Origin of the sequence: Anaerotruncus sp. G3(2012) (assembly GCF_000403395.2) — a bacterium.
In the GTDB taxonomy this organism is placed as follows: Bacteria; Bacillota; Clostridia; order Oscillospirales; family Ruminococcaceae; genus Anaerotruncus.
Genome location: NZ_KE159678.1, coordinates 199,039 through 219,585, shown reverse-complemented (window position 1 = coordinate 219,585; position 20,547 = coordinate 199,039). Strand labels below are relative to the sequence as shown.

At 50.1% G+C, this 20,547-nt stretch carries 18 protein-coding genes and 1 pseudogene; 6 read left to right on the top strand and 13 right to left on the bottom strand.

Translation table 11 applies throughout. The annotated features are described in order from the left end of the window. Window positions 1-217: 217 nt before the first annotated feature. From C814_RS23235 to C814_RS20120, 6 genes and pseudogenes are all read right to left on the bottom strand, one after another. Window positions 218-373: pseudogene (locus C814_RS23235) on the bottom strand (recombinase family protein); the annotation flags it as partial. A gap of 560 nt (window positions 374-933) precedes the next feature. Further along, the gene (locus C814_RS20140; RefSeq protein ID WP_369750576.1) at window positions 934-1,173 is read right to left on the bottom strand and encodes an RNA polymerase sigma factor; all 240 of its coding nucleotides are present in this window, start codon (window positions 1,171-1,173) and stop codon (window positions 934-936) included. 37 nt (window positions 1,174-1,210) lie between these two features. Beyond that, complete coding sequence (locus C814_RS20135; RefSeq protein WP_016317310.1) at window positions 1,211-2,833, bottom strand: recombinase family protein; 1,623 nt, start codon at window positions 2,831-2,833, stop codon at window positions 1,211-1,213. 96 nt (window positions 2,834-2,929) lie between these two features. Further along, window positions 2,930-3,217 (bottom strand): hypothetical protein, encoded by a 288-nt coding sequence (locus C814_RS20130; protein ID WP_016317309.1) that lies wholly within the window; start codon window positions 3,215-3,217, stop codon window positions 2,930-2,932. A gap of 32 nt (window positions 3,218-3,249) precedes the next feature. After that, entirely contained in the window at window positions 3,250-3,471 is a 222-nt protein-coding gene (locus C814_RS20125; RefSeq protein WP_016317308.1) for a hypothetical protein, read from the bottom strand. 425 nt (window positions 3,472-3,896) lie between these two features. After that, complete coding sequence (locus C814_RS20120) at window positions 3,897-5,216, bottom strand: DNA primase family protein (RefSeq protein WP_016317307.1); 1,320 nt, start codon at window positions 5,214-5,216, stop codon at window positions 3,897-3,899. Between the two features lie 302 nt (window positions 5,217-5,518). On the opposite strand from C814_RS20120, the gene C814_RS20115 reads away from it, so the two are divergent. After that, window positions 5,519-6,724, top strand: coding sequence for an IS110 family RNA-guided transposase (locus C814_RS20115; RefSeq protein WP_016317306.1), 1,206 nt, complete (start codon window positions 5,519-5,521; stop codon window positions 6,722-6,724). A gap of 277 nt (window positions 6,725-7,001) precedes the next feature. Here the strand turns inward: C814_RS20115 and C814_RS20110 are convergent, their stop codons facing one another. After that, window positions 7,002-8,255 carry a plasmid recombination protein gene (locus C814_RS20110; protein ID WP_016317305.1) on the bottom strand — a complete coding sequence of 418 codons (1,254 nt, stop codon included), beginning with the start codon at window positions 8,253-8,255 and terminating at the stop codon, window positions 7,002-7,004. Window positions 8,256-8,794: 539 nt separating this feature from the next. Here C814_RS20110 and C814_RS20105 point away from each other — a divergent pair. The 3 genes from C814_RS20105 (at window position 8,795) to C814_RS20095 (ending at window position 11,204) form a co-directional block, all read left to right on the top strand. Then, window positions 8,795-9,601 (top strand): helix-turn-helix domain-containing protein, encoded by an 807-nt coding sequence (locus C814_RS20105; RefSeq protein ID WP_016317304.1) that lies wholly within the window; start codon window positions 8,795-8,797, stop codon window positions 9,599-9,601. Window positions 9,602-9,733: 132 nt separating this feature from the next. Next, window positions 9,734-10,075 (top strand): hypothetical protein, encoded by a 342-nt coding sequence (locus tag C814_RS20100; RefSeq protein WP_016317303.1) that lies wholly within the window; start codon window positions 9,734-9,736, stop codon window positions 10,073-10,075. After that, the gene (locus C814_RS20095; protein ID WP_016317302.1) at window positions 10,065-11,204 is read left to right on the top strand and encodes a YcjF family protein; all 1,140 of its coding nucleotides are present in this window, start codon (window positions 10,065-10,067) and stop codon (window positions 11,202-11,204) included. The genes C814_RS20100 and C814_RS20095 overlap by 11 nt, the downstream gene beginning before the upstream one ends. A gap of 131 nt (window positions 11,205-11,335) precedes the next feature. Here the strand turns inward: C814_RS20095 and C814_RS20090 are convergent, their stop codons facing one another. The 4 genes from C814_RS20090 to mobC form a co-directional block, all read right to left on the bottom strand. Then, window positions 11,336-11,521: a hypothetical protein gene (locus C814_RS20090; RefSeq protein WP_016317301.1), complete on the bottom strand. Its 186-nt coding sequence runs from the start codon at window positions 11,519-11,521 to the stop codon at window positions 11,336-11,338. A gap of 456 nt (window positions 11,522-11,977) precedes the next feature. Then, window positions 11,978-14,542 (bottom strand): M56 family metallopeptidase, encoded by a 2,565-nt coding sequence (locus tag C814_RS24705; protein ID WP_016317300.1) that lies wholly within the window; start codon window positions 14,540-14,542, stop codon window positions 11,978-11,980. Beyond that, on the bottom strand, window positions 14,539-14,922 hold the full coding sequence (locus C814_RS20080) for a BlaI/MecI/CopY family transcriptional regulator (protein ID WP_016317299.1): 384 nt from the start codon (window positions 14,920-14,922) through the stop codon (window positions 14,539-14,541). Before C814_RS20080 ends, C814_RS24705 begins: the two co-directional genes overlap by 4 nt. 295 nt (window positions 14,923-15,217) lie before the next feature. Further along, the gene (mobC, locus tag C814_RS20075) at window positions 15,218-15,619 is read right to left on the bottom strand and encodes a plasmid mobilization protein (RefSeq protein WP_016317298.1); all 402 of its coding nucleotides are present in this window, start codon (window positions 15,617-15,619) and stop codon (window positions 15,218-15,220) included. Between the two features lie 988 nt (window positions 15,620-16,607). Here mobC and C814_RS24320 point away from each other — a divergent pair. Further along, on the top strand, window positions 16,608-17,228 hold the full coding sequence (locus tag C814_RS24320) for a hypothetical protein (protein WP_196809953.1): 621 nt from the start codon (window positions 16,608-16,610) through the stop codon (window positions 17,226-17,228). 17 nt (window positions 17,229-17,245) lie between these two features. Then, a protein-coding gene (locus C814_RS23230) for an IS5 family transposase (protein ID WP_242829029.1) occupies window positions 17,246-17,964 on the top strand; the annotation gives its coding sequence in 2 pieces (ribosomal slippage) (window positions 17,246-17,570 and window positions 17,570-17,964; 720 coding nt in all). 199 nt (window positions 17,965-18,163) lie between these two features. Here the strand turns inward: C814_RS23230 and lysS are convergent. Together lysS and greA are read right to left on the bottom strand one after the other, a co-directional pair. Continuing rightward, the gene (gene lysS, locus C814_RS20050) at window positions 18,164-19,678 is read right to left on the bottom strand and encodes a lysine--tRNA ligase (protein ID WP_016317294.1); all 1,515 of its coding nucleotides are present in this window, start codon (window positions 19,676-19,678) and stop codon (window positions 18,164-18,166) included. 163 nt (window positions 19,679-19,841) lie between these two features. Then, window positions 19,842-20,315, bottom strand: coding sequence for a transcription elongation factor GreA (greA, locus tag C814_RS20045; RefSeq protein ID WP_016317293.1), 474 nt, complete (start codon window positions 20,313-20,315; stop codon window positions 19,842-19,844). Window positions 20,316-20,547: the final 232 nt, after the last annotated feature.

The following is a 20,547-nucleotide window of genomic DNA, read 5'->3' as shown; positions in this document are numbered from 1 at the left end:
AGGCGCCCCTCCCGCACCGCTTTCAGCCAGGCGTGGATCGTCCCTTTCGGGATGCCCAGCTCCTTCGCCGCTTTGTCTCCGCCGATCTCTCTGGCCAGCTTTACGGCCTGTACCTTGTACTCTTTATCGTAGCTTCGAGCCATTGCCTTTCCTCCTTCTTCTTCTCTTTTTTCTACTCCCTTGAGGAAAAGGTGTCAACTTTTTTTATACCATATCAGTCCGTGTTCTTGCCGGAAAATCCTTTATCTTTGTAGTCCTTGAAATTCCCTCCCCGCAGCTCGTACTTGCAGAACTCAATCTGGCTTTCAATGCTGATACTGTCTTTACGGTCCACAGACTGTCTCGCGTAGATAGCGTCAATGCGATTTTCCATTGTCGGCTCCTTTCCGTATCGGAATGGAGCTGTCAACCTTTACAAGTATATTATACCAAAGACAGCCCCAAATCACAAGGATGTGGGGGAACGCAGAAAGACAGCACCCGAAAAAGTGCTGCCTTTCAACCTTGCTCCACATCTGGTCACGGTGTCCAGAGGCCAGCAGGGATCAATCCATTTCGATCTATAATTGACAAATGCTTGCGCCGTATTTGCCACGCACCCCGGCACAGGGGAGCATCCCAGGCCGCCGGCGGCTCCGGCTGTCATAGCTCCGCAGGATTGCGAAGCTCCCCCGCAAGTCCATGGGAGGGCGTGAGCAAGTTTCATTGTCCCCCGCGCTGTCGTCGCGCCCGGCTTGCCAGGGCCGGGTCAAAGGCTTGCGTTAATCGCTCGACCCGCTTTTGTCACCTCCTCAAGCGGGCTGTCCTGGCGGCGCGCCTTTCGTCGCTCATCACACGGGTTTTGTGCCTGGAATACTGTATATTCAGTTGTCCTCAAAAAGCGTATAAGCCTCCTTGCCTATCAGGCGGTTTTTAGGCGATTTCGGATACCCCTCAATGAAAATTTTTCAAAAGTTCAGAGAGATTTTTCAGGCCCCGGCGGATACTGTCGCAAATGGAACTTTCCACCACATTTTCAGCCTTAGCAATTTCAGACTTCTTCTTGCCCAGAATGTAGTGGGCATACACTCTCCGGGCCTGGATGGGCGGGAGCTGGTCAAGAGCGGCGTAGAGGATAGAACGGTTTTCCTCCTCCAGAATGATCTCCTCCGGGGTCAGGGGCGGGAACATCACATCCGTGTTATTCAGTTAAGGATACAAATTCCAGTGTTCAGTCAATCTTGCCGATAAAGCGATAGAAAATCTCAATTTCCTGCTCCTGTTCGCCATCCTCGCCCTTGATGGACTCATGGATCACAATCTTATCAATCAAGGCGTTCAGCAGAGGGGCGGTCAACTCCGTAGGATTGGCATACTGCCGGATGAGTTCGACCCACTGCTTGGCATCGCTTTCGGTCTGCTTTGCGGTGTCCAGCTCCGCAGTCAGGGCGTCAACCTTCTCGGTCAGCTCGCTCTGTACGGTCTGGTATTTGGCGGTGAGCATATTGAAGTTGTATTCTGTAATCCGTCCAGCCGCCCAATCCTCATAGAGTCTTGCAAACAGTCCGTCAATCTCGGACCTCCGCTTTTCGGCTTTCTTCAATTCCGCTGCCTGTTTCTTTTTAGCGGCACTTCGTTCCCGACTGCCAGCATCCAGAAGCTGGGCCAGCAGCTTGCCGTCATCCTGCTGTGCCTGTGCCGACCAGTGCTGAATTCTTGCCAGTACATATGCGTAAAGCGCATCGTAGCGGATATAGTGCGGAGAACATTTGCCGTTGATCCGGTGATAGTCTCGATAGCTGCCGCAGTTGAAAAAGGCATATGGCTTTTTGACATTCGACCTCAGCGTGTACCGCATCGACCATCCGCAGTCGGCGCACTTCAAAAGGCCAGAGAAAATCTGCGTCTGCTTATTCTTGCACTCCCGGTGGTGTCTGGCTCTTTGCTCCTGCACTACTTCAAAAACATCCTGGGATATGATAGCTTCATGGGTTCCCTCAACGCGAAGCCATTTCTCCGGCGGGTTGCGAACCACCCTTTTGTTTTTGTAGGAAACTGTTCCCTGACGGTGGTGGACCGTGTTGCCGATATAGGTTTCGTCCTTCAGAATGTTCTTGACCTGCGTAGGGGACCATGCAAATTTCTTTTCTTCCGGCTGTCCAGCAAAGAAATGAGCGCAGCCCCCATTGCGGGTATACTGGAACCAGCCAGGGGAAGGGATTTGTTCCTCCATGAGCGTTTTCACGATTTTTGACGCGCCTGTTCCATGTAGGGAAAGGTCAAAAATCTTACGGACGATCCAAGCGGTCTCCTCGTCAATCATCAGCTTGTTTTTGATGTCCGGGTGCTTCACATAGCCGAAGGGAGCCATCGAATTGACCCTCTCGCCGTTGAGAAACTTTGCCCGAAATGCGGCCTTACTCTTGCGGCTGGTATCTTTTGCCATGAACTCATTTATGAGATTTTTGAACGGAACAAAGTCTGACAAGCCCTTGTCGGTATCTTCGTTGTCGTTGACGGCGATATAGCGGACTTTCAGCTTCGGAAACACGAACTCCAGGTAGTAGCCCATCATGATGTGTTCGCGGCCAAATCTGGATAAATCTTTCGTAATGACGCAGTTGATGTTCCCTGCCTCGATTTCCTCCATCATCCGCTTGAACTGGGGCCGGTCGAAATTCGTTCCGCTCCATCCGTCGTCCACAAATTCGGACACCACATGGAACTCCGGGTGTTCTCTGACATACTGGGTGAGGACGGTGCGCTGGGTTTCAATGGAAACGCTGTCGCCAAAAGACTCATCATCACGGCTAAGACGCATATAGAGCGCGGTGTTATATTGCGGTTGTTTCAAAAAGTTACCTCCTTCAATCATGAAACAACCCGCGCTTACAATACTCATACTGGTGCAATTATACCATAAGCGCGGGCCGGTTTCAATTCATATCTATCAGTTTTTCTCCGTCTGATGGGCGGCGGAGTAGCGAATCACATTCTCAATCAGCGTCCCAATGGGTTTTCCATTATCGTTGAAATGCTCGGCGACCCGGATACGGGAGTTACCATAGTAGAAGTACAATGTTCCGTATTCGTCCTCCACATAGAAAGTGGGAACCTCGTCCGGTTCAACGTAGGCAGCGTTCCATTCGTCAATCAACTCCTGCGGCGCATCGAACATCGGCTCATAGCAGGCGCACAGGTCAATGGGTTCGTACACATAGTTTTCAAAATTGTTCAATAAAGTACCTCCATAATTCGTAGTCTGTTGGGTCAGTCAACCTTGCGCCTGACCCACTGAATGTCATAGCCCAGCGCATCGGCAAGCTGGACAGCCTCTTTGTAGCGGAGGGACTCCCGCTGGAGCTTGTTGGAGAGATTGGACACACTGTCCGACCAGCCGTACACATCGGACAGCACATCGACTACCTCCTGCATGGTCATCCCCTGGCGCACAATGTACGCCTTGATCTCGTTCCTCATATCGGATTTCAAAGTTTTTTCCTCACTTTCTGATGAATTTGATGTTGTGTTCTGAAAAGCACTTTTACGGAATGATGAGGATTTTCGCAGTTGTAATTTCCGTTCAGATTTGCTATGATGAAGCCTAGGTCATAAGGGGCCTATATCCACTTCACGGCTTTACATGATCTCTGCCGGAACAGTGGATTTCCTCGCCTTTTCGTAGAGGGGCTACACGGTTTCGTAAATCACCTATGGGTGTAATTCGTTCATCGCAGAATAATATTTTTCACGAAAATCACAAGGATTGAATTTTGCCCCGGCATTTTAAGGTCAGGGTAGCGTGGTTGCCTATAAAAAGATAAAGGCAAACTCAAAACCATCCGTACATACGTACATCGGTACAACCTGCCGTCTGTGTACGCCTGTACGCACGTACAGATAATTTCATTTCTTTTTTATAAAGCGGTCGGCTTGATCAAGACCTCAATTCCCAGGTAGCCCCGGCATCGCTTGCTGCTGCCGATATACACGTTGTTGGTGGCCTCCAGCCGGTAGGCGTCGGCGTTCTGCGCGATGAAGCCGGAAAAGCTCTTGGGGGAAAGCGGGTTCTCGGCGTTGTCCTCGCACCAGACCTTATAGGCGGCATAGAGGTCACGGGTAGCGGCCTCGCTGTCTGCCTTGAACCGGACATATCCGGCAGAGGCCAAGAAGTCCATGATGTTGTTGGCCTCCCGGACTACAACAGAGATATTCTCCCTGGCCCGGTCGCTGATGGTGAACCGATAATTGTTTACCAGCAGGCGGTTAAGCCCGTCCAGACACCAGAGGAAGATACCCTCTCGCTCGGCAATCAGCTTGTCCGAGAGAAACGGATCGTCCGCTCTCCCTGCTGGTTTGTCCTTTGTGGTCAGCACGATCTGGCGGCGAAAGAAGCCGTCAGACCTGTCATGGAGGGCGGTCAAGGCCCCGTTGCCGAAACAGAGGAACCGCACATAAAGCTGGCTCTGATAGCTCTGAACGCCCTTGCGCTCCATGTCCATCTTGCACTCCGAGGTCACGATGGATTTGATATAGTTGGTCTTGGGCAGGGCGCTCATGTCCATGTCATCGTCCACCATCAGGAGCTTGCTTTCCAGGTCGGCGCGGCTGAACCGGTTGTTCTCTACTTTCTGGATACTGGTGGTGTTCATGCTGTCCCCGAAGATGGAGCGCATCACCAGCCCTATCCGGCTCTTGCCCTCGCCCCCCTTGCCAATGAGCATGAGCATCTTCTGACCCCTGGTGGTGGGGAGCAAACAGTAGCCCAGGTACTCCTGCAAGGTGGGGATGTCCTCTGGGTACAGCAGTTCCGCCAGAAAGCGCGGCCACTTCTCCGGCGGCGGTACATCAGGGCGATAGCTGACGGTCAGGCGGTTGTTGCAGTAGGCTTTTTCCGGCGAGAAGCGGCCATCTACAAACAGTGTGCCGTTGGCAACATGGATACGGTCGCACTCCAACTCTATCGGCTCGGAGTACGCCGCCATTTGTAGGGCGTTCAGAAGGTCATCCACCTTCCGGGCGGTTTTGGTTTCCAGCCACGGGCTGATCTGGTCGTAGATTTCCTTTTTTAAGACGCTCTCGTCCGCCACCAGCCCGTCCACCGTGTAGAACCGCCCCCGGATACAGCGCATGGGATGTTCCTGAAGGAACGTCCGGCAGAACTCCGGCTCTATGAGTTTGTAGTCCTCTGTCAGCCAGTCGGGAAACCCGGACTGCAATTCTTCATTTTCATTCATTCTCGCATACCTCCAATCTACTACAATGTATTTATGGTTAATACTCCTTACAGCCAGTAAGGAATTATCCATCTTGTTGCTTAAGCTGTTATAATGATGGAGCAATCGGTATATCGGCTTCCAATCTTGGACTTCGCGTCCGTTTGATAGACTGATAACCAGCTCCTCATTCGCAGCGTTCGTTTTATGCAGGTTGAACTGCCTCCCGGTACGTTCGTGTCACGCCACAGTAGATGGAATAGGCAATGAGTAAAACTGGTATTTATCCATTGCATTATCAAATTTTAAGGGGTGGCAAGTTTATGAACGCAGTAGGTATTGATGTTTCCAAAGGTAAAAGCATGGTGGCTATCCTTCGCCCATATGGCGAGATTGTTTCAAAGCCATTTGAAGTCAGGCACACAGCCAGTGGTATCTATTCTCTAATTGAGCACATCAAATCCATTGACGGAGAATCCCGTATTGTCATGGAGCACACGGGACGTTACTATGAACCTCTCATCCATGAACTTTCTAAATCCGGGCTTTTTGTCAGTGCCGTAAATCCCAAACTTATCAAAGACTTCAGCGACAATTCCCTTCGCAAGGTTAAATCTGATAAGGCAGATGCGGTAAAAATCGCCCGCTATACTCTTGACAGCTGGACGGAATTGAAACAGTATTGTCTTATGGACGAAATACGTAATCAATTAAAGACCATGAACCGCCAGTTTGATTTTTACATGAAACACAAAACCGCCATGAAAAACAACCTCATCAGCATCCTTGATCAGACGTATCCGGGTGCAAACACCTATTTTGACAGTCCCGCCCGCGAAGACGGAAGCCAAAAATGGGTGGATTTCGCAGCTACTTTCTGGCATGTAGATTGTGTCCGCAAAATTTCTCTAAAAGTCTTTGTAGACCACTATCAGAAGTGGTGCAAAAGAAAGAAGTACAACTTCAGCCAGTCGAAAGCCGAAGAAATCTATGGAAAAGCAAAGGAGCTTGTTTCTGTACTTCCTAAGGATGATTTAACAAAGCTTATCATCAAACAGGCGATTGACCAGTTAAATACCGCCTCCCAGACTGTTGAGCAGCTTCGAACCATGATGAATGAAGCCGCTTCCAAGCTGCCGGAATATCCTGTAGTAATGGCTATGAAAGGGGTTGGTAAGTCCCTTGGTCCACAGCTCATGGCTGAGATTGGGGATGTTTCCCGCTTTACACATAAAGGAGCCATCACAGCCTTTGCAGGCGTCGATCCTGGAGTCAATGAATCCGGTTCTTATGAACAGAAAAGTGTTCATGCCTCTAAGAGAGGCTCGGGCGCACTCCGGAAGACCCTGTTTCAGGTCATGGATGCTCTTATCAAGACAAAACCACAGGATGACCCAGTCTACCTGTTTATGGATAAAAAACGGGCACAAGGAAAACCTTACTACGTCTATATGACCGCTGGCGCAAACAAGTTCCTACGCATCTACTATGGCAGAGTGAAAGAATACCTTTCAACTCTTTCAGAATAACCAGCTAATACTTACCCTTATTTTAGACCAGCGAATATCGGTGGTCTTATTTCAATATTCAAAATCTCGCATAAAACTTTTTGCCTAAAATCATCAATTTACTATTGACTTTTTATTTGCAGGCTGTAAAAATCGGGCGTCCATCGCGCCCTCCTGCTATGGTTATGAGCAAATCTGAAAAAACCGGGCTAATGGCATGACAGTCCCGTTTCAAAAAACATGACAGAGGGAATTTCGGCAGCGGCTACCAAAATTCCCTCTGCCAGTGTAATAGCAATCACCGCTCCATGCTGTGCCTTGCTGTGGACTGCGCCGCTCTGCGCTCAGCGTCCCGTCTGGCAATCTCGGCCCTGCCCTGTTCCAGCTTGGCAAAGACGGATTCTCTGGCCTTCTCTTTGATCTGTCTGGTGGCAGCGGCTCTGACCTCCGGCTTTCGCAAAACCGCCTGCACTCTGGCAAGCACCTTTTGAGCGGCTTTGTGGATCAGCTCCTGCGCCTTTCCCAGCACCTTGCCGATCAGCCCTTTCTCCGCTGTGGAAAAGCGCCGCTCCGGGGCCAGACACCAGTCCTTGTAATCGGAAACGATCTTCTCATCCTGCATCTGCGTTTCGGCGCGGACGGCATCGGTCACAAACTCCACAGCCTTGTCGTAAGCAATTTCCGTGACCTTATCAATCAGGGCCTCGGCATCCTCCAATCGAAGCGACACGGTCTCTAACGCCTGTGCCTTTTCTTCAATCGCCGTCTCCTGCTCCGTAATCAACTTCTTCTGCTTCTGGATGATATAGTCGTTCTTCTCCAGATAGCTGCGCCCACGGTTGCCGGGGTCAGGTTCTTCCTCGACAGCCAGCCCATGCCGTTTGCAAATATCAAACAGAATGACCCGGCAGACCGCATCGAAAACCATCTTCCGGTTGTTGGTGCGCCCCTGTTTTTTCTCAGGGTCAGGTAATTCAAAACCGAGCGCCTCCAACGCCTTTTCCTGTTTCGGCTCCACCTCGCCATAGCGGTTCACATAGTCGAACACATGACGCTCATGGATATGGGGCGTGGCCTCGTCCAGATGGAGCGCCCAGTCAATAACATGGATATGTTCACCGAAGCGGCGTTCAAGTTCCATCATAAATTCTCCGACAATTTCCAGCAGCGTGTCCGGGGAAACGGATTCCTCCATCGTGCCGATCTGGTAAATTGTTTCCTCCGGGCAGAAGCGTTTGTCTGCCAGCAGATCATCCACGCTTCGGTCACGCTCGGAGTGGCGGCGTTTGGCGTTCCGCTCATGCTGGCCGTCAAGATAATCTGAGTAGCGGTTCAGATAAAAGGCCCGTTCCACATCCGCAAAGGACACCTCGCCGTCCTGCTGGGCCGGATAGGTCGCGCCCCGGAAGCAATCCCAATAGATGTTCTGCTGAATCCGCTCACTGTCAATGTGGCCGGCGTGTTCGGTATCAAAGGTTCGGTCGTTGTGCGTTGATTTGTAGACGCCGCTTTTTCCGGCTCTCCCGTTGTGCCGGGTTAATCTTTTTGCCATTCTGCTCTCCTTCCTGTTTCTTATTTTTGTTTTTCTTGGAGTGGCCAGGGGCGGCGAAGCCGCCAAATCTGAGTGCTTTGCGCCAGATAATAACCCAGTATAAAGTGACGCAGAGCATCACTTTACTGGGCCAAGGGTTTCACCCTCTGGACACCTGAGCAGGCGTTGTCACCCTGCACCCGACCCAAAGGTTTCACCTCTGGACACTGACCAGAAGCTCGCCGCTCTGGACTTGGCGCAAAGAGCCTGCCGCCCTCTGCACTCCCGCCGTTCTTCCCGTAACCCGTTCCTGCCCCTGTTCTCTCAGCGGCGTTTTGTTCCCCTTGATACGCTTCATGCGATACTTTACCAGAGAACATATCTGTTTCGGACGGTCATTCTTTTTTCAAGCTGCAATGCTGTTGACACGAACATCGTAGCAGAAAAAAGGCCACTCTCCCGTATATCCAAGAGGTAGGAAATCCGGTCTGAAAACCGGATATTTCCACGCTCTCGGAAATGTGGTAGAATGGCAGTAAAATCAGATGGAGGGCAACGATATGTCTTTGACGATACAGGAACGGATAAAGGATTTACGGGTGGAGCGCAAGCTGACGCTGAAAGAGCTTGAGGAGCAAACCGGACTGTCCTCGTCCGCGCTGGGCAGCTATGAGGCGGACGACACCAAGGACATCAGCCACTATGCCCTCATCAAGCTGGCAAAGTTCTACGGCGTGACCGTTGACTATTTGCTGGGCCTGACAGAAACAAAGCGCCACCCAAACGCTGATCTGGCAGACCTGCGTTTGAGTGACACTATGATTGAAGTATTAAAAGCGGGACGGATGGATACGGCCCTGCTGGGGGAACTGGTAACGCACTCGGATTTTGTAAAGCTGCTGGCCGATATTCAGATTTATGTTGAGGGCATCGCCGCCATGCAGATACAAAATCTGAACGCATGGGTGGATGTGGCGAGGGCTGAAATCGTGGAGAAGTACCAGCCGGAGGACAATGACAGAACGGCCTATCTTCTGCAAGCGTCCCATGTAGACGAGGGGGAATATTTCACCAGCCGGGTGCATCGTGACATTGATGCCATCATGGAGGATATGAGGAAGGCGCACCTGGGCCGGAGTGACAGCGCACCGAAAAACTCTGCCGCAGAAGAATTGAAACAGGATTTGGAGGAGGTTGCTCGTTTCAAAGGCAGTAAGCTGGAACAGCTTATCATGCTGTTCTGCAAGCAGACAAAGCTCCGCTATAACAAACTGACTGAAGAAGAAAAACAGTGGCTGGCACGAATTGCCCAGAAGTCGGAACTGCTGAAAAGTTCAGTTTCGCAGAGGGGGAAGAAGCAGAAATAGGGTACAGTAAGATCAAAGGTTTCTTAGGGCATGGAGAACACCGTTTTGCAAATTTCGAGGTATATCGACATTTTCATATTGCGCAAACCTGCTTGCCATGTTACAATGAGGTCATTGTAAAGGAGGGAGCTTATGACAGGTCAAGAAATAAAATCCTTGGCTAAGAAGATGGCTGAAGCCGAAATAGAAGCCAAAGCTACAATAGAATCAATACAAAAAAAGGAAAAACGGCGCAAGACAGTGAAAACCATTAGTTATGTAGTGGGGAGTGTTGCCCTTTTTGCCGTTGCTTGTGTCACTCTACCAAGCATATTATCTAACGTATCAGGCACTCTGTATAAGTCCTCCCTTAAGAGGGCAAATCATGACGATGACGACTGGGGACCAGTCATTGAACGGAAAGAAGCATCTGCCGAGCCGGAACAGCTGGAGAAAGCAGAGTTGCAAGAGGAGGATGACGCGAATGGAGATTAACACCGACCAAGTTGCCCAGCAGTGCATAAATGCCATCAACGAAAAACTAAAGAATTTAAAAAAGCTCAATATTATTGTTGTGGGGAAATCCGGTGTTGGCAAGAGTACACTTATTAACAGTGTCTTTCGCGGAAATTTCGCGGAAACCGGCTTAGGCCGTCCTGTGACCCAAGGCATTAAGCGGATTGAAAAGGATGGTTTCCCTCTGGCAATTTATGATACTCCGGGTTTTGAGCTGTCTGGAAAGCAACAGAGTAGTGTTAAGGACGAGATAATGGGTCTGATTAACGATGGCTTGCGATCCAGGGATATCAACAAGGCCATTCATTGCATCTGGTATTGTATCAATGTAGGAGGAAACAGAACATTTGACGATATCGAAATGCAGTGGCTCCGCAGTTTGACGGAGAGCAATAAAGCCACTCAAGTTCCAATTATTGTTGTTCTTACCCAGGCTTGCCCTAAAAAGAAAGCTGCTGAAATGAAGGGGTTAGTCGAAAAAGAAAATCTGGATATTGTTAAGGTGGTTCCGGTTCTCGCCCAAGATATGGACTTTGATGAGGAATATGTTGCGAGAGCTTATGGTCTTGATCGTTTGATTGATATTATGGGTGAAGCCCTCCCTAATGAACTCCAGGACACGTTGCAAAATCTTCAAAAGGTGTCGCTGGAGGCAAAAAAGAACGCATCACAAAAAGTAATCGCCACAGCGGTAGCTGCATCCTTTGGCGAAGGCTTTGCCCCAATCCCATTCTCTGATGCTGCATTGTTAGTTCCTACACAGGTAGGAATGATTGCTGGAATAACCGCGATTTTCGGTATGGAGGTTAATAAGAGTTTTCTCACAGGTTTCATTTCAGCAACCTTGGGAACAGCTGGAGCAACGATTCTTGGGAAAACGATTGTTTCTAATCTCCTCAAACTAATTCCCGGTGTAGGAACGGCGGCGGGCGGAGCAATATCTGGAACAACTGCCGGTCTGCTAACTACGGCGTTGGGTGAAGCATACATCGCAATTATGGAACTTATCTATACAGGAGAGATGAAGTCTGAGGATCTATATAGCGAACTTGGCAAGGAAAAAATGAAGAACATTTTCAGAACTGAGCTTAAAAAGAAAAAGCGATAGTTCGCATTACATTAGCGTTTAGGCATACAGGGGGAGCGGCTACTGATATAGTCGCTCCCCCTGCTGGTTTGTATGCTGCTCTGGCATGAGTATCTGTAAGTGCTGGTTGTCAGCGTGTATCCGTAAATAAATTACACATCCGGCTCAAAGCCGGGGTCAACGTCCAGGGAGCACTCGTCATGCTCCCGCTTGCGCCGCTTGTAGCTGTCGCACTGGCGGCCCCCAGTGGAGAGAACGACGGCGACCTCGTCGGAGACTTCCAGGGTGATACACTCGGTCAGGTGGGGATAATAACGGTTCAATTTGATGGTTGTCATATGTAACCTCCATTTCGATATTGGCGGAAAGGGACAGATCGAAATGGAGGGGGCGGGGAGCGGCAGCGGGCCTCTGGACACCGTGTCCAGAAGCTCCGCCTGGATAGAAAAACGCCCGCACAGCGCAAGGCTACACGGACGTACCAGGGCGACAGGATATTACATTTTTCGCAGTTGCGGCCAGGGCTTCCCTTTAGAAGGGGAGGGCTTTTTTTGACAGCAAACTATAAGAAAAGGACATAGCGATACCTCCAGGATACCGCCGTGTCCTTAAAAATGGGCGACTTTAACACACCCTCCGTTTTCCGTTTTTTCAAAAGAAAGCGGCGGCTTGAAATTTACTATTTCAAAACCGCCGCATGGCTACTTGTATTTTGTTCGGGCGCACAGATACCAGCCGCCGAAACAACGGTTTTTTTATTATGCCGTTGTTCTGGCAGAGGTGTTGAATTATTATCAGAATGCGTCTGCTGACACAATCGAAACGCTGCCCTTTACAGTTCCCAAAGTACCGTCCGGGGCTTGGAGGTACAGCTTATAGGTTCCGGGCTTCGTTGCTGGAGGCCCAACGGTAAAATCCGCAATACATTCCAGCGGTTCGCCCGGCTGACGCAGGTTATTCACTGACCAATAGGCCACATCTTCCTGATTGTCCTTTGCAAAAAAGACCTTCATTCTGTTCCCTGTTTTCGCTGAAATGTCGTACAAAATTTCATCTCCGTCGGACAATGTGTATTCCCCCAGGAAGATAGTTTCTCCTGCCGCTACGGTTTTGAAATCAACGGGGATTATTGCCACACCAGTTTTATCATCCGGATCATCCATATCCCTCAACAGTTCAATCACTTCCGCTTCAGTCATATAGGCGACGCCTGTGATTTTGTTTTCTGTATCACGGACTATTTTAATATTGACAGTTCCTTTTGGGTTCATATTCAGCGTGTAAACGGATTTGTTGGGCCGGATGTCTAAAAAGATGTTGACAAGCTGGCCCTGGTAATAATAGTCTTTGCCGTCCATTGTAACGCCCACAGCCTGGTATTCCGCCGCCTGTGCTTCGGCCCATTCTTTCTGCTGCTTCTCTTCCAGCTCGTCAAATTCCTCGCCCCGGTTCAATTTATCAAAGAGCATAGATTGAAAAGCCCAGTTTCCATCTTCCAAAGCCCTGTCCAGCCAAAGTTCCAGTTCCGTTTCGTCCATGCAGTCCGTCAGCATGGAGAAAAACGCGATTTCTTCATCGGTATACGCCTTTTCTGCGAAGTTGGCAAAGAGAGAAGAATTTGCATCAAGTCCGCGCACAGCAACAGAGAAAAAAGCAAAGTCACCCTCGGCATAGAGCTTTTCAAGCCATGTCCTTTGAGCATTTTCGTCCAGCCGGGGGAAAGTGATTTCAAACAGAGGCAAACTGTCGGCGTTATAATACCGCTCTATCTCTGAAGAATTATCCTCAATGCTCACGGCTGCTTCTTTGGGATAGACAAAATTATCATAGGAACGGCTCCCTTGTCCAATCGCGAGGACTGCTCCAACCGACTTATTAGCGGCATTTTTTCCCGCACTTGTGATGTCATAGTCCCGCAGGGTAATGTTGTAAATATGTGCATTTTTCGCAACCCCAAACAGTCCTATAATCTCTGCGTCCGGGTCAGTCATGGTAAGGCCCGTGATTTCAAAGCCATTGCCGTTATAGGTTCCTGTAAAAGGGACATCCCATGTTCCGATGGGAACCCAATCACCTGCGGATAAGGAAATATCCGCTTGCTGCATATAATTCAGGTTCATGCCGTACTTGCCTGTGCCAATCGCTCTGAGCTGGGCTTCATTGCAAACTAAATAATATGATGTTCCCTTAAACTCCAATGTTTCCATTTCTAACGAATTATCGGCTGCTTGCGAATTATCAAACATTGGTGGCACGAATTTCTCTGTATTTATCGAATTTGGCACATCTGCGGCGGCGGCAGTAGAATAAATCCCAACGAAAGCGGCACTGAAAATAATACACAACGTCAGCATACCAGTCAAAAGCCGAATTGCTTTTGATGTTTTCTTAAAACTCATTATTGCTCCTATCCTTTCTCTTAACAGTTGTTTATTTTCGCTTAAAGTAACAGCGCCGAGATTTTCTTTGTATCTCCCAACTGCGGCCATCGCGTCAAGCAAGGTTTTCCCGTAGTCCTGCGCATGATTGCATCCCATTTTTGCGAGAACCGCTTCATCGCAGGAAAATTCACAAGCCTTGGTAATTTCCCGGCTCATAAGATATACAAGCGGGTTAAACCAATGCAGGCAGACTGTAATCTGCACCAGCCATTTATAGAACATATCCCGCCGTTTGTAATGCGTCAGTTCATGCAGGATAATATAGCGAAAATCTTTTTCAGGAATATCTGCGCTGGGCAGTACGATACACGGACGGAAAAAGCCAATCAGCAGAGGGGAAGAAACCAACGGGTTGACGCATAATTCAATGGGCTTTTTGATGCCCGACTGCTCCGCAACAATAGAAAGTTCGTCTAACCGCTCAATGTCAGAAACCGGGGTTAATCCAGCCTTGATATACCGCATAAAGCCCTGATAGATTGTTATTTTTCGTATCAACAAGCCCAGCGCGGCCACCAGCCACACCAGCCATATCTGACTGATTAACAACACTCCAATATCTTGAAGTGGGTGGGCAGTTGTTACATCATCTGCCGGACTATTTACCGTTTCATTGTGATGTTCCGCCCCAACAGCGGGAGCAAGATTGCTTTCCGGAGCGTTTAATGGGGGCTGTTGCTGCGGCGGTAAAGGAGCGGTCTGGGATATTGCCTGATCGACAGCCTGATATGCCTTCCCCATCAGGCTTACTTCCGTCCCGAACGGGAGCAGCAGCCGCAAAACAACAACCAGCCAAATGTAATACTGCCATTGCCGACTGATTTTGTTTTTCAAAAACTGTTTTCCAAAAAGTAAAGCCAGAATAAGTAAACTGCCGGAAAAAGACATGGATAGGAAAATCTTCAAAACTGCGTTCATTGCTGCCCTTTTCCTTTCTCCAGCAGCCGTTTCAATTCCTCATATTCCTCGTCTGCCAGCAAATCGCCCATAATCAGATTGGAAACAAGACCTTTTGCGCTTCCCTCATAAATCTTATCCAGGAAATTTTTCGTCTGCGCCGTCTGGTACTCCGCTTCCGAAACAAGCGTGGTATATTCGTTGCGGCGTCCGATTTTTTTTGCGCTCAAAAAGCCTTTATTCATCAGCCGCGACAGGAGTACAATCAGGGTGTTCTTTTGACACGGCTTGCCTCTTGCTGCCAGCCCGTCCATGATATAAGGAAACAGTGTCACATCCTCCGGGTTTCCCCATACGATTTTCATAATTTCAAGTTCGGCATCGGAAATTTGCTGTACCACGTTTTTATCCTCCTTAATGTATAACATCGTGTTGATATTTAAAATATAACACGTTGTCGTCCTTCTGTCAAGTCCATAATTTTACAAAAGAGATTAGGAATACGCAGTCTCTACTATTACGCAATTCTGGGGGAGCGCACTAACAGCAAGCAGGGCAAGTGTATAACACTTGCAATTCTCGCTTTGCGAAAATGCTTGTTGGGGTGCCCCCAAACCCGCCGGAAACCTCTGGACACCGTGTCCAGAGGCTTCCCTGTCTGCGGCCCCGTCGCTGACGCTCATGGGCCTTATGCGCTTACAGCGCCACCACCTCCGAAAGTTTCTCCAGCAGTTCAGAGAGAGGCCCCCATAAATCCGCATAGTCTTTTTGCAGGGTCTTGATTTCTTCGGGGTAAACTCCGCCATAGGTATTTGCCAGGACAGCTATTTGATTGAGGTTATTCGCACAACGCCGTTGCAAAGAAACGATCTCCTTAACGGGCGCAAGGTCAACATGAAGTACGTAGCCATTGAGCGCCATTTTCCGCATATAGGCCGAAAGGTTGCGGATTCCAACATCCGCCATGCGCTCCCGGATTTTTGCCTGTTCGTCCGGGGACAGCCAGACACAGACGGACGTGCTCCGAACACGTTTTTTCCCAGCGACCAGCGTTGACTGGTTTTGGGGGCCGTAAGACGCTGATTTTTTACCGCTCATAGATACCTCCTGTAAATTCAGATGTTGACAGTATTTTAGTGAATTGGGCCTGGGGAATGATACTATACCACCCCTCAAAGAACCGGGGCCGGAAACCCTTGCGGGGCAAGGAATTGAAATTGCTAATTGTCCACACATCAGCTTTGGAAAAGAAAGCGATTTGAGGGGAAGCGGTTCGACCCTATCCCCCCGCCCTTTCCCTATCCAGGGAAAGGGGGCGGCTCTGGAGGATATATTCCCCGTCGCGCCTTGGGAGGTAGCACAGCCGGGACAGCCAGTCAAGGGTGCGGAGCACCGCCGCGCAGCGGCGGCTTTGCCCTTGACAGGTAGCCCCGGTTGTGCTATGGGTGGCGCGGCGACGGGGGATATATCCGGCAGAGCCTCCGTGGACGGAACGGTGAAAACGGGCGGGGGCGCTTCTGGTCACGATGTCCAGAACACATACAAAAACACCGCTTCGTTTTTAGCGAAAGCGGTGTTTTGCGTAAGGTTGACAGCCCATTATGTTGTTAGTTTTCTGTTTCCCTTTGTCAAGAGAAGATAGCATCGGCATATTTTATAGCTTCGGTAGGAATAAGAACCCGTATTCACAACCATTCGACACCGTCTGAGCGGGTCTTTTGCCGGCCTGCCGCGTTGAAAAATCTTGCAATACACAAAGTATTGTCTGCGTTTTTTCGCCTTGCAGGGCAGCAAAATCCCTCGCCCATCCGGCATCCTCTGATTATGAATACAGGTTCTAAAAGAAACGTTGTACTATCATAGAGGAAATGCAAAATAAAGAGAGGGCTATCCCATGTCCAAAAAGGAATCAGGCCTCCCGCATGGACATTACTGTAAAATCTGCGGCAAATACAAAGCTAACGAAAAGTTTTCCGGCAAGGGCCTCGCCGCGCATATCTGCAAAGCCTGCTCCCGGCTCTCCGCCGTAAAGAAAGCTGAGGCACAGACTATTTCCAATGGGCCGGTTGATCGCCAGTGACTAAGTGTGGCTGGGGAACCGGATGCACGATCACCGCCCGGAGGTTGCAGAATTGGCGCAGGAGGTCTACAACATCCATTTCCCCTATGCCGAGCGCAACGCAGGAAAAAACAGCTTATCATCAACACATTAGTTTTTGAAATCCATACAGAGGTCTTTGACGAGTATGGCGATGAATTGCCGGTCAACGGACGCTTTACCGCCAACAGGATCAGCCGCATCCTCACTATGACCGACTTCGATGGTGACGGGGCAGAGCAGTCCATGACGCTGGACGGCAAAAAGATGTCCACGCTCCTGCGCTGGGCCGTACATAGTCTGGAATCTTTCATGTGGCCGGAGGACTATAATCTTGCCCCCTCCCGAAACAGCGTCCTGCCATATTTTGATTTGCTACCAGAATATTGGGCAGATGAGGATGAAGAAGCTGATAAGGATTTTTCGGATGAAGATATGCCAGAGGGAGAAATCTGCTGGCGGATGCAGATAGAATACACAAATCATACCGCGCAGGAAATCGTTTCCTGGATAGCGTCTACACAAGAGGCGGGGATTGTGATAGAATGGAACTATCTTAAAAGACCGGGGGCAGAAAGATGGATGCATCCTATCATAGACACGACATAAACGATAAAGTATGAGGGTTGCTCGAACCACATTTGCTGGGACAACGAGGCCAGTGGGGCGGGATTGCTCAGGATAACCGCCGTTTTATCAATGCGGTGTTTTGGGTATTGCGAACTGGGGCGCCCCGGCGTGACCTGCCTCCCGATTACGGGAAGTGGGGCAGTGTTCATCAGAGGTTCATCCGTTGGCGTAGAAAAGGTGTTTGGGAAAAACTCTTGGAAATTCTGATCGATGAGCCGGATTATGAATGGCTGATGATCGACGCCAGCCACATCAAGGTACATCCCCACGCAGCGGGAGCAAAAGGCGGCAATCAGGATATGTCCAAGACAAAAGGGGGCTTAACACCAAAATACATCTGGCCGTGGATGCGCATGGTATGCCAGTCCGAATCCTTATTACAGAGGGTACCCGAGCGGATTGTAAAGAAGCTGTCCACCTGATAGAAGGCATTTCCGCAGAAACCCTGTTGGCAGACCGGGGTTATGACACAAATGATATCCTGTCCTATGCGGTTTCAGCGGGGGTGGAACCCGTAATTCCACCGAAGAAGAACCGTAAAGAACAGCGCGGCTATGATAAATATCTCTATAAACTGCGCCGCTTGGCAGAAAACTGCTTTCTGTCTTTGAAACGCTGGAGAGGCATTGCCGCCCGCTATGCCAAGACCTCTGATGCTTTTATCGCCACAGTACATATTCGTTGTATCGCTATTTGGGCTGCTATGCGTGCTTAACACGTGTAGATGCTATCTAACAAAAAAGGAGAACACTTTCCGAAATTTCTTTCAAAAAGTGTTCCCCCAAGCGTAAGCGCTATATTGTGCAATCCGCCTTCAACAATTCATTCTGCATCACAATCCTTCGTATTTCTACGAAAAATTGTTGTCAACACAGATTTGAAGTGCTGCAAACCCGCATGATTCCTGAGTTTTCTCAGCCCAACGGCTTCATCGCTGGAAACAGCAGGACGTCACGGATCGAAACACTATTGGTCAGCAGCATAACCAGCCGATCGACACCGATGCCGACGCCGCCTGTCGGAGGCATACCGTATTCAAGCGCGGTGAGGAAGTCCTCATCCACATCGGTCGCTTCCTCATCCCCGGCTGCTTTCAGCGCCGCCTGATGCTCAAACCGCGCACGCTGGTCAATCGGGTCATTCAGTTCGCTGAACCCGTTGGCGTGCTCGCGGCCCAGAATGAACAGCTCGAACCGCTCGGTATACTCCGGGTCATCCGGTTTGCGCTTGGAGAGCGGGGAGATGTCAACCGGATGCTCGGTGATAAAGACCGGCTGAATCAAGTGTTCCTCGCAGTATTCCTCAAAGAAGAGGCTGAGAATATCGCCCTTTCCATGCCGCTCCTCATATTCAATGTGGTGCTCCTTTGCCAGTGCACGCGCCTGTTCCAGCGTCTCCACAGTCCGGAAGTCCACCCCACTGTATTTTTTGACCGCATCAAGCATAGAAAGCCGCTCGAACGGTTTGTCCAGATCAATCTCAACATCCCCATACCGGATCACGCTGGTGCCGAGCACCGTCTGTGCACAATACCGGATCAGTTCCTCCGTAATGTCCATCATGCCCCGATAATCGGTGTATGCTTCGTATAGCTCCAAGAGGGTAAACTCGGGATTGTGGCGGGGGTCCATCCCCTCGTTGCGGAAGGTGCGTCCGATCTCATAAACCTTATCAAACCCACCCACAATCAACCGCTTAAGGTGCAGCTCGAGCGCAATGCGCAGGTACATATCCAGATCGAGCGTGTTGTGGTGGGTGATGAACGGACGCGCATTCGCACCGCCCGCCTGCATATGCAGCACCGGGGTTTCGACCTCGAGGAAACCCTTCCGGTCGAGGACACTGCGGATTGCGCTGACAATCCGCGAACGCTTGACGAAGGTATCCTTAACATCCGGGTTGACGATCAGATCGACATACCGCTGACGGTAACGCAGCTCGGTGTCCTTGAGTCCATGCCACTTTTCCGGGAGCGGCAGCAGGGATTTGGAAAGCAGAACCGCTTTGTCCGCCTTGACCGAAATCTCGCCCTTCTGGGTGCGGAACACCTCCCCTTCGATCCCGATGATGTCCCCAATGTCCCATTTCTTGAAATCTGCATAAACCTCCGGACCGACATGATCCTGCCGGACATAACTCTGCACCCGGCCCGAACTGTCCCGCAGATCGATAAAGGAAGCCTTACCCATCCCACGTTTGCTCATGATCCGCCCAGCGATCGAAACGGTCCTGCCCTCCATCTCGTCAAACTTTTCCACAATCTGGTCCGCATAGGCAGTGCGCGCATAGGTCGTGATCTGGAACGGGTCTTTCCCCTCTTCTTGCAGGGCGGAGAGCTTGTCCCGGCGGATCTGCAAAATCTCCGAGCGCTTCTGCTGTTCTTCCTCCGCGGTCAGCTCGACCGCAGGATTGTTCTGGTTCTCACTCACAATATGACACATCCTTAACAATGATAATGATACGGTTTTGACCGCCGCCGTTATCCCGTCACAACACCGGCAGATCTGTTTTTGTTCTGGGCATATTATAGCAAAAAAGCAGGCATCTGCATAGCCCGCTTTTTTACAAAATTTTCGACATTTCCGCCGGGAATTATAGGCCGATCTCCAGAATTTTGAGCTTGAGGACCGCAGCAGGAGCGTGAATCTCCACCACATCCCCGACCTTATGGCCCATCAGGCCCTTACCTACAGGGGATTCATCCGAGATGCTGTTGAGGTCGGAATGGGACTCGACCGAACTTGCGATCACATATTCCATCTCCTCATCAAACTCGAGATCAAGAATTTTTACCCGGCAGCCGATCCCGACTGTCTCGGTTGAAAGCTGGTCGCGGCTGATCACCTTGACCGACTTTAGCTGGTCCTCCAGCTTCTTGATCCGCGCTTCCACGACTGCCTGTTCATTTTTGGCCTCGTCATACTCGCTGTTCTCCGAAAGATCGCCGAATCCGCGTGCAATCCGAATCTTCTCGGAAATTTCGCCACGGGTAACGCTTTTCAACTCATTGAGTTCCGCTTTGAGCGCTTCATAGCCCTCGGTAGTCATTACCAGTTCTGTTGCCATTTTCATTTTCTCCTTTTAAAGATACATTTCTGATGCCGGCGGCCACTGTCCGGGCATACGCTCCCCCACTCCCCGGACTTCACCGCAGCATTACGGCGACAAATGCCATCGGCCATTATAATCGAATCAGCAGGATTCCCTGGTCGATTTCTGGCGACACGGCAAAACAAATTCTGCGACCGCCACCTAGCCAAACCGGAGAAGGCTCAGCCAATAGCACATATTATATTCA